Source organism: Variovorax sp. 05N34 (assembly GCF_056397405.1).
The window spans coordinates 356,030-368,649 of record NZ_JBFTNI010000006.1 but is presented as its reverse complement, the minus strand read 5'-3'; the positions used below and the strand labels follow the sequence as shown (position 1 = coordinate 368,649).

Here is a 12,620-nt window from a genome sequence, read left to right as displayed (position 1 = left end):
CGTTGGCTGGCGGAGTGGTCAGTTTGTTGAGAAGTTGTTCACTTCATAGCGCAGTTCCGCCATGCCAGCACCCATCTGTTGAACGGACACCAGGCGCAGGCTCGGGCTCAGCACTCTCCGCGGGAACAGGGGCTTGCCTTTGCCAAGAGTCGCCGAGCCAATCTGGATGATGAGTTCATCCAGCAGACCGGCATCGTGGAATTGGCCGGCGAGGTCGCCACCTCCAACGATCCATATGTTCTTGCCGCCAGCGGCCGACTGCATTTCCGAGTGGATCGTTTGCACGTCGCCGCTGACGAACCGAATGTCTGCTCCGGCAATTGCCGGAAGATTGCGGCTGGAAAACACCCATGCCGGCTGGGTGTACGGCCACGGCGAGCCGGTCTCGGCAGCAACCGTTTCAGCATTGCGCACCATCCATTCATAGGTCGCAGAGCCCATTGCCAAGGCACCGACTTTCGAGATGAAGTCCGGATAGCTGGAGTTGTCCAGGCTCCCCAGCGGGAAAAGCCACTCGAGTGAGTCGTCCTCGGTCGCCAGGAATCCGTCAAGGCTTGTCGATGTGAAGTACTGGGTTTTCATGGGTATTCATGGGCTTTCTTTGAAATTCTGACGTTAGCAAGTGCGGTGACTCGCATTCCACCGCCCCCGGCATAATCGCGCCCTTTTTCCTCGGGGGCCAGGATGCAGTTCGAAATCGCGCAATCCACTCCAACCGCCGCCAGCATCGCGGTGCTCGTTCAGGAACACTACGCACTGGGAAAGGTCGTCGAGAGCGAATTCCTGCGAAGAAGCTTCAATCAGGTCTACAGACTGGGCTTTGCCAGCGGACAACGTGTCGTGGCGCGACTCTGTGCCGAGCGTCCGCGAGGCGAGCCCAACGTCTTGTTCGAATCAGCCGCGTTGGACCATTGGGCACAGGTCGGATGCGCCGTAGCCCGTTGCTTGCCTACTGCCGATGGGCAAGTCGCCATACAGGTGCCGTTGCCCGAGGGCCCTCGGGCGCTGATGCTCTTCGAGCATCTCGAGGGCGAGTTCACGGGCGAATCGGCCGAAGACATCCAAGCCTTCGCGCAGGGACTGGCCTCCTTGCACATCGGCGGCGAAAGCTATCAAGGGCCGCCGAGCGCCTATTGCCTTGACCTGGACTACCTGCTGTTGCGACCTCTCGAAGGCCTGCTGCGCGCGCCGACGATGACTGCCGAGCTGCGCCCACAGTTCGAGATGCTCGGGCATCGCCTGCACGATGAAATCTCGGCGCTGGGGGATCTCAGCCGCGTGCTTTGCCATGGAGACGCGCACGGCAGCAACAACTTCATCGTGCTCGATGCAAAAGGCCAACGCAAGGCAGTGTTCTTTGACTTCGACGAGGCGGGACCTGGTTTCCTGGCCTACGAGCTGGCGGTTTATCTGTGGAGCCTGTGCCCGCGCACGCCCGACGGCGTACCGAGCGAAAAAGCGAAGACGCAATGGCGGAACTTTATCTCTGCGTACCGCGATACAAACCCCGTCGCCGACGTTGACCTCTTCGCCATCGCTCGCTTCATGGCAGTGCGGCAGTTTTGGCTGCTCGGAGAGTACGCGGGCCGTATTCCCGTCTGGGGCTCTCAGGCAATTCCGACTGACTACCTGCGTCGACAGGTGACCATGTTGCGCAACTGGGAGACTCTGGAGCTGCCGCTGTAGGGCTGCGCAAAAATCAAAGCGCTCATGGCGCGAAGATTTGCCGAGCCGAGCCGAGCCGAGCCGAGCCGAGCCGAGCCGGGCTCAGGTTCGGTCCGGTCCGGTCCGGTTTGGACGGGCTCCCTGCGCATCGCGTTTCGCATTCGATGCGCGTCCTCTCAAGAAGCTGTCTAACCAGCCACGGGCTTGGTGCCCACCAGGACAGGCTGGTAGAACGCGTTGTCGATCCTCTTCACGCTCTCGAACCCAGCCGCCAGCATCAGCTCGCAAAGGCGGGCGACCGAGACTGCGTAGTACCTCGATCGCATCACATGCGTCTTCACCTGACCGGTCGTCGCTTCGTCTTCAACGACGAAAAACGACAGGTCGTAGTGGTCGCCATCAAAGTCCCAGACCTGGAACGGCACGTAGCGTTTGCCGCCCTCGACCCGAGCTCCATAGTGCTTGACCAAGTTCGCGCCACGCTCTTCCTTGTCATAGTCTCTGACCGTGACGACGCATCCGCCGCCCGGCCTTAGGCACGCGAAGAATTGCTGGAATGCCACAAGCAGATCGTCGTCAGTCAACAGGTGCGGCACTGAGTTGTCGCACGACATGACGAGGTCATATCCGGTGCCGTGGTTCTCATGAGCCTTGCGCATGTCACCGACTTTGAAGTCGATAGCCATGCCGCGGGCGTCCGCTTCGCGCCGGGCACGTTCGATCTCCTTGGGCGACAGATCTGACCCAATGACAGAGTAGCCGCGGCCGGCAAGCGCAAAGGTCTGCGTTCCAATACCGCAAGAAACGTCCAGCACCTTCCGATGTCCAGGCCATTCTGATTGGATGACCTGATCGAGTTGCTCGCCCTGCCGCCGGATGCTGTTGCTCCAATCCGGAAATAGCAAGTGGTACAGGGGAGCGAGGTCGTCGTAGAAGTCCATGCTTTTTTGGGTGAGATGGGTGTGCCAGTTTACAAACGCCGTGGACCCGCACTCGAAGCTCGTTCCGGCGCGCACGGTCCGGCTACGAATCCTCACAAATTTTCTTTTGACGCGCGAACCGTACTCGCTAGGCCCTCCGCGACCATGTCAGGCCTGCACCGCAACCGGATGCGCCGAATTTGCGCTGCTATCTTCAATCCTCTGTGCACGGTCGAAAATCGATGCTCGATCCGCCACAATCGCCGTTCCTGCCCCCTGAAAACCCATGCAACCCAAGATCTTCTCCATTCTCCCGCTCGTCTTCGCAATCACCGCGGGCGCCCTGATCCCCCATTCCGTGTCCTTCGCGGCCTCTCACGCCGCCAAGCCTGCAACCCACAAGAAGCCCGTGGCCGAAGCGCCTGCAGTGGCGCCAGCAGCGGGACAAACCGCTGTCGCCGGCGGGCCGCCGGCGCTCCCGGCCAAGGCGTGGCTGCTGATGGACTTCGACTCCGGCGAGGTGCTCGCCTCGTCCAATCCTGACGAGCCGCTCCCGCCCGCATCGCTGACCAAGATGATGACGAGCTTCCTCGTCGAGCAGGCGATTCGCTCGGGCAAGCTCAAAAAGGACGATCTTGTGACCGTCAGCCAGAACGCCTGGTGCCGCGGCTCGAGCACGGAGTCATGCATGTACCTGCCGCTGAACAGCCAGGCGACGGTGGTCGACATCCTGCGCGGCATCATCATCCAGTCGGGCAACGATGCGTCCAAGGCCATTGCCGAGCATATGGCCGGCTCCGAAGAGGGCTTTGCCAAGCTCATGAACGCCGAAGCCCAGCGCCTCGGCATGACGCACACGCATTTCGTGAACGCCACCGGCCTTCCCGACCCGGATCACAAGGCCTCTGCGCGCGACCTCGCGATCCTGGCGCGCGCCATCATCCGCGACAGCGCCGATTTCTATCCGATGTACGCGGAGCGCGAGTTCAAGTTCAACGGTATCAAGCAGGGCAACCGCAATGCGTTGCTCTACACCGACCCGACGGTCGACGGACTGAAGACCGGCCACACGCAAGAGGCGGGCTACTGCCTCGTCACTTCGTCCAAGCGCAACGGGATGCGCCTGATCACGGTGATTCTCAACACCAACAGCGCGCAGGCACGTGCCGACGAGACGCGCGCGCTGCTCGGCTGGGGCTTCAGCAACTTCGAGAAGGCGACGCCCATTCAGCCGAACGCCGTCGTCGCGACGCCCAAGGTGAGCTTCGGCAAGGCCGACACCGTTGCCGCGGCTCTGGCCTCTCCCTGGACGGTGACTGTGCCGCGCGGCCAGCAGGTGCAAACCTCGGTGCAGATCAAGCCGGACCTGGAGGCTCCTGTGGCCAAGGGCGCAGTCATCGGCAAGGTGGTCGCGAACTCGAATGGCAAGCCGGTGGGCGAAGCGCCGCTGGTCGCGCAGGCCGATGTGGAACGCTCGGGCTTGATGCTGCGCTCGTGGCAGCACGTGACCAGGTTGTTCGGCAAATGAGCGATGCCGATGCGTGCTTCGCCCCAGTGGTCTGACGGCACTGTGGGCGAAGTCCGACACAGCTTGCGGGAAATCGAGGGGTAAACGTAGGTCATCCGCGGCCGATCAGCGGCCGCATTCGTTCAACGACAGCTCGTCTGAAGGAATCCGCGATGGCCCACCTACAACACCAGTCTTGTATCGACGCGTGCAACGCTTGCGCCGATGCGTGCGACCACTGCTCGACAGCCTGCCTGCAGGACCCGGACGTCAAGGCCATGGCGCGTTGCATCGCGCTCGACATGGACTGCGCGGCCATTTGCAGGCTCTCGGCTGGCTATATGTCCCGCGGCAGTGATTTCGCCCGCCAACTGTGCCGCTTGTGCGCCGAGGTGTGCCAGGCGTGCGGCGATGAGTGCGCGAGGCATCCGCATGATCACTGCCAAGCCTGTGCAGCGGCCTGCCGGAAGTGCGCGGAAGAGTRCCGAAAGATGGCGGCCCGAACTGCGCCAAGGCGCTCCAAGACACTATCGTGTCAGCGAACGCCGCCACTGTGCAGCGCCCGGGTCCGATGGCCGGCTCAGCACTGTGTGCCGAAAGTGGGGTGTTCCAGACAGCAAAGGAGCAGCCATGAGCAAGGCCAGGAATCCCTCGGAGAGCACGGGCTCGCAGCACAACAAGACCGGTGCGCAGCCATCGACCCAGAAAAACGAAGGCCGGCGTACGACCGACAGCCGCAACGACCGCGAGACGCAAGCCGGAAGTTCCAACCAGTCCCAGCAGCGCAGGGGCAGGACGGGCGCTTGACGCCGGGCAGCCATGTCCACGAGCGCGGCACAGGCAGCGTCCGCGGTGCGCTCCGCAGCGGTGCCGATGGGCACTGAACACGACTGGAGCGCACTGCAGGCATGGATTGGCGATGCGCACTATGTTCTCCTGGGGGAAGCCTCGCACGGCACGCACGATTTCTATGCAGAGCGCGCACGAATCACGCGCCAGCTTCTGGCCTATGGCCAGTTCAACGCGGTGGCGATCGAAGGCGACTGGCCCGACGCCAACCGCGTGAATCGATTCGTGCGCGGTTTGGGCGGCGATGCGTCCGCCGTTGAAGCGCTGGGCGGGTTCAAGCGCTTTCCGACGTGGATGTGGCGCAACACGGTTGTGCAGGAATTCGTCGAATGGCTGCGTGACTTCAATAGCGCTCGTCCGGCCGATCTTCAGTGCGGCTTCTATGGCATGGACATGTACAGCCTCCATGCCTCCATGGACGCCGTCCTGCAATATCTCGACAACGCCCACCCAGAGCTCGCGCAAGCCACGCGTGAACGCTATGCCTGCTTCGATCGATTCGGCGAGGACAGCAACGTCTACGGAATGATGACCGGCCTGCGCGGACTGCCGGGATGCGAAGAGGAAGTCATCAAGACACTTGTCGAGCTGCGGCGGCAGGCGCGTGCCGCCGGAGCTTACGACGATGGCGAGGACGCGTTCGATGCCGAGCAAAACGCCCGTCTCGTGAAGAACGCCGAAGCCTACTACCGCTCGATGTACCTGAGCAATGTTTCGTCATGGAACCTGCGCGACCGGCACATGGTGGAGTCGCTCGACGCCATCGACACGCACCTGAAGAAGGACGGCGTGCGCCCGCGCATCATCGTCTGGGCCCACAACTCGCACCTGGGTGATGCACGGGCTACCGAAATGGGCCGCCGGGGCGAACTCAATGTCGGCCAGCTCATGCGTGAACGACACGCCAGCGATGCAGTCCTCATCGGGTTCACGACGCACACGGGCACGGTCACGGCTGCGTCCGATTGGGGCGCGCCGACGGAGTTCAAGCGTGTGGTTCCCTCAAGGGAGGACAGCGTCGAACATGTGCTCCATTCGACGGGCCTGCCGCGCTTCTTCCTGCCATTGCGCGATGGCGGGCTCCACGCGGATGCCTTGCGCGAGCGACGGTTGGAACGCGCCATCGGCGTCATCTACCGCCCGGAAACCGAGCGCGCGAGCCATTACTTCCTGGCCGAGCCGGCGGACCAGTTCGACGCGATCGTGCACATCGACAGCACTCGGGCATTGCGTCCGCTCGATCACAGTGTCGAATGGCACTCCGCCGAAGTGCCGGAAACCTTCCCTTCCGGAAAGTAGCGACGCAAGCAGCACGGGAGAGGGCCGCTATGCTGGCGGCATGACCTCCAAGACGCTGCTCGTCGTCTATCACACCATGACTGGCGGCACCGAACAGATGGCGCAGGCCGCCGTCCAAGGTGCGCGCGATGAACCCGGCGTTCGTGTGCGCTTGCTGCGCGCGCCGGAGGCCGGCCCCGATGACGTGCTGGGCGCCGATGCCTATCTATTTGCGACACCGGAGAACCTGGCTTCCATGGCGGGGCTGATGAAGGACTTCTTCGATCGCTGCTACTACGCGGCGCTGGACCGCGTGAACGGCCGGCCCTATGCAGCGATGGTGTGCGCCGGCAGCGACGGCCAGAACGCTGTCCGGCAGATCGATCGCATCGCGACGGGCTGGCGGCTGCGCAGCGTCGCCCCGGCGTTGATCGTCTGCACTCACGCGCAGACACCCGAAGCCATTGCGCGGCCCAAGACGATCGGCGTCGAAGATCTCGCGCAATGCCGGGAGCTCGGGGCCGCTCTCGCGACCGGGCTGGCACTGGGCATCTACTGATCGTCGTCTGCGGCAGGCTAGGCGCGACCGCGCTTGCCCGGTCTCTGTCGAGCCAGAGCCAGATTCGCAGTCGTCATCGCCGCGACCAGCGTGACCAGCCACGAGAAGTAGACCCACAGCAAGAACATCGGGAGAGCGGCGAAGGCTCCGTAGAGGGCCTTGTACGTAGGCACCTTGACGAGATACGCCGTGAAGCCCCGCTTGCCGAGCTCGAAGGCGATGCTGGCGATCAAGCCGCCCGCGAGCGCATCGCGCAGCCGGACCTCGGTGTTCGGAACGAGGTAGAACATGCTCGTCAGTGCAGCGACGCCGAGGACGAGCGGCCCCAGATCGAACACGAACGCGAGCGATCGGGGCAACACACCCAGCAGGCCCATGGAGGTGCCCAGCAGATATGAAGTCGCCCAAAGGCTCAGGCCCACGACCGGCGGGCCGATCGCCAACATCAGGAGGTACAGGCCGACTCGCTTGAAGAACGGCCGGTTCTTCTTGACCTTCCACATCTGGTTCAGCGCGTTCTCCACCGTCAACAGCATCGCGACCGCCGTGCCCAGCAGGAACAGCGAGCCGACCCATGTCAGGCTGCTGGCATTGCCGGCGAACTGGTTCAGGTATCTCAACACGGTGCGCGCGATGTCCGTGGGGAGCAGCCTGCTCAGCAACGACTCCTGGAGCGTATTCCTGAGGTGCTTAAAGATCGGGAAATGCGTGAAGAGCGCGAAGCTGGCCGCGAGCAACGGCACGACGGACAGCAAGGTGGTGAAGGTCAGGCTCCCGGCAACCTGAGGCAGGCGCTCGTTCCTTGCGCGCTGGATCGTCAAACGGGTCAGGGTGAACATGTATCGCTGAAGAGAAAGGTCGGCTGGCTTCGCGGGCAAGACTGCCGCGGCGGACGCCGATTGTCCGATGGTCCGATCTTGAGCGCCACGACCGTGCTGGCCGCGCGCTGGCCCTTACAGGTAGGTCGCGCCGGCTTCTTGCTCGAAGCGCCCCGGCGGTCCTTCCCAGACCACGCGCGCATGGTCGAGCACGTAGACGCGATCGGCATGCGGCAGGGCGAAGGTCACGTTCTGCTCTCCGAGCAACACACTGATCGACGTCGTGCTGCGCAGTCGTTCCAGGGCCTTCGACAACACTTCCAGGATCACCGGCGCGAGTCCCAGCGTCGGCTCATCGAGGATCAGCAACCGGGGCTTCATCATCAATGCCCGCGCAATGGCGAGCATCTGCTGCTCGCCGCCGCTCAAGGTGCGCGCCAACTGCGACTGTCGATCGCGCAGGATCGGGAACATCTCGAACATCCAGTCGAGACGCTCCGCGCGCTCGGCCTTGTCGAGCGTGTTGCCGCCGAGATCGAGGTTCTCGCGCACGCTCATGTCGCCGAAGAGTTCGCGCGTCTCCGGACAATGGACGACGCCTCCGCGCGCGATCTCCGCGGCGGTGCGTCCTTGCAATGATTCGCCGGCCCACTTCACCGTGCCGGAATAGGGCACCAGCCCCGAGATCGCGTTGAAGAGCGTGGTTTTGCCGGCACCGTTCAAGCCCACCAACGAGACGAATTCGCCTTCGCGCACGTGCAGCGAAACGTCCTGCAGCGCGAGCGCCTTGCCGTACAGCACGCCGACGTTCTCCACCTGAAGGATCGGCGCGCGATCCGTGGAAACAGTCGACTCACGGCCCGTTCGCGTCAGCGCGCCGCCCAGGTAGACCCGGCGCACGGTCTCGTCTTTCATCACGTCGGCAGCGGCGCCTTCGGCGATTCGCTCGCCCAGGTACATCGCCAGCACGCGGTCCACCAGCGCCGACACGCCCTTGACGTTGTGATCCACCAGCAGGACCGCGCGGCCTTCATCGCGAAACTCGCGGATCAGCTCGGAAAAGGCAGCCACCTCGCGCGTCGTCAGTCCGGCAAAAGGCTCGTCGACCAGCACCAGCTTCGGATGCCGGGCGATCGCCTTCGCCAACTCCAGCCGCCGCAGGTCCGCGAAAGCGAGTGTGGGCGGCTTGCGATCGATGACCGCAGTGAGGCCGACGCGATCGGCAATGGAGCGCGCCTTGGCGTCGACTTCGGTGCCGGCGAACAACTGCGTCAACCGATCGGGCAGCAGCGCGACCTTGATGTTTTCCAGGACCGTCTGGCGTTGCAGCGGGCGCGAATGCTGGAACACCAGACCCACGCCCAGGCGCGCCACCTTGTGCGAGGCCAGTCCGCCGATCTCCACGCCATCGAGCTTGATCGAGCCAGCGGTCGGCTGTTCGACCCCCATGATGGTCTTCATCGCGGTCGACTTGCCCGAGCCGTTGGGCCCGATGAGGCCGAGGATCTCGCCCGGCCGGATCGCAAAGGCGAGCTCCTTCACGGCGACGAGACCGCCGTACCGTTTGGTGAGGCCGGATACCTCCAGCATCGGCGCTGCTTCACGCTCACCCACGGCGCCTGCCTCCGTGCAGCATGCCGAGGAAGCCATCGGGAAAGAACAGGATCACCAGCAGTGCCATGACCGAGACGATCAGCGTCGCCAGTTCACCCAGCGGCCGCAGCAGTTCGCCCATGCCGATCAGGAAGATCGCGCCGATCGCCGCGCCGACCACCGTTCGCCGGCCACCGAGAACGGCCGCGATGATGATCTGCACGCCGACCGAGAGGTTGACGAAGGTGCCGACCGAAGCCGTGCCCATGTAGAAGACCATCAGCGCGCCTGCGAAGCCCGAGAAGAAAGCGCTGACGATGAAGGCCGCCAGCTTGTGCTTGGCCACGTTGAAGCCGAGCGCGCCGGCCTGCACTGCGTCTTGCCCACTCGCTTGGAGGATGAGCCCGGCCGGTGACCGTGAAAGGCCGAAGAGCACCGCGCCGCTGACCGCCATGAAGCCGAAGGCGATCCAGTAATTGGTCGTAGCGCTGATCGACATCACGTCAGGCACCGACAGCCCGATCTCACCGCCGGTCAATCCCGCGAAGACGACGACGAAGTTTTGCAGCATCAGCACGGCGACGAGCGTGGTGAGGCCGAAATACGGGCCCCGCAGGCGCAGTGCAGGCAGTGCGAGCACCACGCCGCCGAGGACAGCCATCGCGGCGCCGGCCAGCACGCACATCCAGATCGATATTTCCGGCGAGAGCCGCGCATCGAGGATGCCGGCCGTGTAGGCGCCCAGCCCGATGAGGAAGGTCGGCCCGAAGTTGACCTCGCCAGCGAAGCCGAACAGCAAATCCCAGGACATCGCGAACACTGCCGTATAGAACGCCACCGTGAGCAGGCCCAGCACATAGCCCGAGGCGAAGCCCGGAAGCACCGCGCCCACCGCGAGCACTGCGATTGCGATCCAGAAGAGCCGGGACGTGAAGACAGGGCGCATGGCTTTGGCTACCTCCGCCCGAACAGCCCCTGGGGCCGCACGTACATGACGATGATCAGCAGGATGAGCGACGGAATGGTTCGGTAGGCGGGCGAGATCATGTAGGCGGTCACGGTCTCCAGGTAGCCGACCACATAGGCGGCAATCAACGAGCCCGAGACGCTGCCGAGGCCTCCGAGCACCACGATCGAAAAGGCGCTCGCCGTGAGTGGACCGACGCTGTATGAACTCACGCCGAGGAACATGCCCAGCAGGATGCCGGCAATGCCAGCCAGCAGCCCATACACCAGCCACACCGTGAGATAGATGCTCGACAACTCGATGCCCAGCAGAGTGACCCCGCGCGCATTCATCGATGCGGCCAGCACTGCCTTGCCGCGCCGCGTCTTGTTGACCAGCAGCCAGAGCAGGCCGATGGCCAGCCAGCAGACGGCTGCCGTAAAGAACTCGTTGGTCGGCGTTCGCACACCCAGAAACGGCACCGTGCCTTCGACGATCGGCAGTACGGTCTTCGCGTTGTCTGTGAAGAGGTAGGCGACCGTTTCCTGCACGATGATTCCCCACAGCAGCGTCGCGGTGAGGATGAAGATTTCTTTCTCGGATTCAGCGATCTTGCGCGAGCGTTGAATGGGCCTCACCGTGATGAAGTAGGTCGCGAAGGCCAGCACCACGCCGACCGCGATGCCGATGAGTGCCGCCGCATAGTTGCCGACGTGCAGCACGCCGGCCGCTGCCCAGGCACCGACCGCGGCGGCGACCATGATGGCACCGTGCGACAGGTTGAGTACGCCAGAGACGCCGAAGATCAGCGTGAAGCCCGTGGCACCCAGGGCGTAGAGCGCGCTGATGGCGAAGCCATCGACCAGGATCTGCCAGAAGATCATGCGCGTGCCACCGCCGGACCTTGCGGTGGGCGGCGCATGGCAGGCGCACGGCTGAGGACGAAGGCCAGGCCCACGCGATCAACTCGCCGGCAGCTTGACAAACGCCGGGAACTTCATCTGGCCGTTGGCCAGGTTCTTCGGCCACATGTTGATCTGTTTGCCGTCCTGCCATTGCAGCATCAGGCCCGTGATGTAGCCGCTGCCGGTCTTCAGGCCATGCACGTGCGGATTACCCTTGGGCAAGAAGGCGATGCGGCCGATGGTGCCGACGTAATCGGTGGCTTCCATCGCGGTCACGAGCTTGTCGCTGTCGGTCGACTTGGCGCGGCGTACCGCGTCGGCAATCATGTAGACCTCGTCATAGGCGGTGTAGCCGGAGTAGGCGGGCGAGTTGCCGTACTTCTTCTCGTAGGCGGCCACGAAGGGCAGCGTCTTCGGCGTCACGGGCACACCGGGACCGGACACCGCATTGAAGAGCACCCCGTCCGTCGCGCCGTTGGTGTCCGCCCAGAAGGTCGAATTGGTGGCTTGCGACGAGATCCCGAGCATCGGCAGCGGCACCTGCTGGCTCTTCCACTGCACCGTCGGCTGCGTGCCGACATGCGAGATGCCGGTGATGATGACGTCCGGCTTCTGCGCCTCGATCTTGTTGAAGATGGGCGTGAAGTCCGTCGTGTCGGGCGAGAAGCGGACATGGTCGAGAACCTTGAGTCCCACCTTGGGCAGGCAGGTTTCGTAGCCCGCGTCCAGCGGTGTCGTCCATGCGGCGTCTTCGCTCATGATGACCGCGGTCTTCATCTTGTGCGGCTCGACCAGCAGGTCCTTGGCGGCGTCGCAGACCAGCCCCGCGAGCGCGCTCGAAGTCAGATAGCCATGGAACGTGTACTTGTTGTGCTCGTAGTCCTTGGCGATGTTCTGCGTGATCACGTCGGACGCCGCGCCCGGCGTGATCATGAGCGTCTTGAGCCGCCCGGCCCAAGGCTCCAGCGCCAGCACGACTTCGGAAACATAGCTGGCGATGACGGCGTTGACCTTGTCTTCGCTGACTGCTCGCTGGAAGGCACGCACGGCCTCCGCCGATGAGGAGTGGTCGTCGTAGACGACGATCTCGACTTTGCGGCCGTCCACGCCGCCTTTGGCGTTGATCTCTTCGGCCGCGAGCTGGGCCGCCGGTGCAATCGAAGAGCCGGCAACAGCCTGCGCCTCCGCGATCACACCGATCTTGATCGGATCGGCGGCAAACGCCGCGCTGAACGTCGCCAGTGTGCCGCTCGCGATCATTGCAGCGGCGCCGACACGGCTGAGGCCACCAAGGAAGTACCTTTTCATGATGTCTCCTTATGTGTTTCGAGCCGACACAATCTTGCATATCGCTGGTTGATTGGCAAGCGGACGAGCTCGCGAAGGGACTCGATGATTACCCTCATGCCTCCGCCGCCGAAGCCACTTCAGCCCAGCGCAAGGGATCGACGCCGCCTCTGTATGTAGGTTGGGTCCTACCGCACGCATCGGTTGTCGTACGTTACAGACGAAGTCGGCGTACGCAATAGTGGGCGGTTTCCCACAAAGACAGGCGCCGCCGGCGAAGCCCGGGGCGAGGG

Annotated in this window: 12 protein-coding genes and 1 pseudogene; 6 read left to right on the top strand and 7 right to left on the bottom strand. The window is 63.7% G+C overall.

Features of this window, described 5'->3' with window-relative positions; genetic code table 11:
• Positions 1-18: 18 nt before the first annotated feature.
• Positions 19-582 (bottom strand): dihydrofolate reductase family protein, encoded by a 564-nt coding sequence (locus AC1DMA_RS18750; protein ID WP_478125660.1) that lies wholly within the window; start codon positions 580-582, stop codon positions 19-21.
• Between the two features lie 102 nt (positions 583-684).
• Here AC1DMA_RS18750 and AC1DMA_RS18745 point away from each other — a divergent pair, with 102 nt between their 5' ends.
• Positions 685-1,686, top strand: coding sequence for a phosphotransferase enzyme family protein (locus AC1DMA_RS18745; protein WP_478145152.1), 1,002 nt, complete (start codon positions 685-687; stop codon positions 1,684-1,686).
• A gap of 167 nt (positions 1,687-1,853) precedes the next feature.
• Here the strand turns inward: AC1DMA_RS18745 and AC1DMA_RS18740 are convergent, their stop codons facing one another.
• A complete protein-coding gene (locus AC1DMA_RS18740) occupies positions 1,854-2,681 on the bottom strand; it encodes a class I SAM-dependent methyltransferase (protein ID WP_478145151.1) in 828 nt (275 codons plus the stop codon).
• A gap of 190 nt (positions 2,682-2,871) precedes the next feature.
• Between AC1DMA_RS18740 and AC1DMA_RS18735 the strand changes: the two genes are divergently transcribed.
• From AC1DMA_RS18735 to AC1DMA_RS18715, 5 genes and pseudogenes are all read left to right on the top strand, one after another.
• Positions 2,872-4,113, top strand: coding sequence for a D-alanyl-D-alanine carboxypeptidase family protein (locus tag AC1DMA_RS18735; RefSeq protein WP_478145150.1), 1,242 nt, complete (start codon positions 2,872-2,874; stop codon positions 4,111-4,113).
• Between the two features lie 152 nt (positions 4,114-4,265).
• A pseudogene (locus AC1DMA_RS18730) lies at positions 4,266-4,529 on the top strand (four-helix bundle copper-binding protein); the annotation flags it as partial.
• Positions 4,530-4,722: 193 nt separating this feature from the next.
• Positions 4,723-4,899, top strand: a complete 177-nt coding sequence (locus AC1DMA_RS18725; protein WP_478125664.1) for a hypothetical protein — start codon at positions 4,723-4,725, stop codon at positions 4,897-4,899.
• 12 nt (positions 4,900-4,911) lie between these two features.
• Positions 4,912-6,240, top strand: coding sequence for an erythromycin esterase family protein (locus tag AC1DMA_RS18720; protein ID WP_478145149.1), 1,329 nt, complete (start codon positions 4,912-4,914; stop codon positions 6,238-6,240).
• A 40-nt stretch (positions 6,241-6,280) separates the two neighbouring features.
• Positions 6,281-6,778, top strand: coding sequence for a flavodoxin family protein (locus tag AC1DMA_RS18715; RefSeq protein ID WP_478145148.1), 498 nt, complete (start codon positions 6,281-6,283; stop codon positions 6,776-6,778).
• Positions 6,779-6,795: 17 nt separating this feature from the next.
• Here AC1DMA_RS18715 and AC1DMA_RS18710 read toward each other — a convergent pair whose 3' ends face one another.
• From AC1DMA_RS18710 to AC1DMA_RS18690, 5 genes are all read right to left on the bottom strand, one after another.
• Positions 6,796-7,617, bottom strand: a complete 822-nt coding sequence (locus AC1DMA_RS18710; RefSeq protein ID WP_478145147.1) for a YihY family inner membrane protein — start codon at positions 7,615-7,617, stop codon at positions 6,796-6,798.
• A 114-nt stretch (positions 7,618-7,731) separates the two neighbouring features.
• The gene (locus AC1DMA_RS18705; RefSeq protein ID WP_478145201.1) at positions 7,732-9,186 is read right to left on the bottom strand and encodes an ATP-binding cassette domain-containing protein; all 1,455 of its coding nucleotides are present in this window, start codon (positions 9,184-9,186) and stop codon (positions 7,732-7,734) included.
• Between the two features lie 16 nt (positions 9,187-9,202).
• Positions 9,203-10,135, bottom strand: a complete 933-nt coding sequence (locus AC1DMA_RS18700) for a branched-chain amino acid ABC transporter permease (RefSeq protein ID WP_478125668.1) — start codon at positions 10,133-10,135, stop codon at positions 9,203-9,205.
• An 8-nt stretch (positions 10,136-10,143) separates the two neighbouring features.
• Positions 10,144-11,019 carry a branched-chain amino acid ABC transporter permease gene (locus tag AC1DMA_RS18695; RefSeq protein ID WP_478145146.1) on the bottom strand — a complete coding sequence of 292 codons (876 nt, stop codon included), beginning with the start codon at positions 11,017-11,019 and terminating at the stop codon, positions 10,144-10,146.
• A gap of 78 nt (positions 11,020-11,097) precedes the next feature.
• Positions 11,098-12,348: an ABC transporter substrate-binding protein gene (locus AC1DMA_RS18690; RefSeq protein WP_478125670.1), complete on the bottom strand. Its 1,251-nt coding sequence runs from the start codon at positions 12,346-12,348 to the stop codon at positions 11,098-11,100.
• Between the last annotated feature and the right edge of the window lie 272 nt (positions 12,349-12,620).

What these genes read in the sequence shown, in the direction of transcription:
- AC1DMA_RS18745 (WP_478145152.1), top strand. Translation starts at nt 685, where the DNA reads ATGCAGTTCGAAATCGCGCAATCCACTCCAACCGCCGCCAGCATCGCG.
- AC1DMA_RS18700 (WP_478125668.1), bottom strand. Translation starts at nt 10,135, where the DNA reads ATGCGCCCTGTCTTCACGTCCCGGCTCTTCTGGATCGCAATCGCAGTG.
- AC1DMA_RS18735 (WP_478145150.1), top strand. Translation starts at nt 2,872, where the DNA reads ATGCAACCCAAGATCTTCTCCATTCTCCCGCTCGTCTTCGCAATCACC.
- AC1DMA_RS18715 (WP_478145148.1), top strand. Translation starts at nt 6,281, where the DNA reads ATGACCTCCAAGACGCTGCTCGTCGTCTATCACACCATGACTGGCGGC.
- AC1DMA_RS18720 (WP_478145149.1), top strand. Translation starts at nt 4,912, where the DNA reads ATGTCCACGAGCGCGGCACAGGCAGCGTCCGCGGTGCGCTCCGCAGCG.
- AC1DMA_RS18710 (WP_478145147.1), bottom strand. Translation starts at nt 7,617, where the DNA reads ATGTTCACCCTGACCCGTTTGACGATCCAGCGCGCAAGGAACGAGCGC.
- AC1DMA_RS18690 (WP_478125670.1), bottom strand. Translation starts at nt 12,348, where the DNA reads ATGAAAAGGTACTTCCTTGGTGGCCTCAGCCGTGTCGGCGCCGCTGCA.
- AC1DMA_RS18695 (WP_478145146.1), bottom strand. Translation starts at nt 11,019, where the DNA reads ATGATCTTCTGGCAGATCCTGGTCGATGGCTTCGCCATCAGCGCGCTC.
- AC1DMA_RS18705 (WP_478145201.1), bottom strand. Translation starts at nt 9,186, where the DNA reads ATGCTGGAGGTATCCGGCCTCACCAAACGGTACGGCGGTCTCGTCGCC.
- AC1DMA_RS18750 (WP_478125660.1), bottom strand. Translation starts at nt 582, where the DNA reads ATGAAAACCCAGTACTTCACATCGACAAGCCTTGACGGATTCCTGGCG.
- AC1DMA_RS18725 (WP_478125664.1), top strand. Translation starts at nt 4,723, where the DNA reads ATGAGCAAGGCCAGGAATCCCTCGGAGAGCACGGGCTCGCAGCACAAC.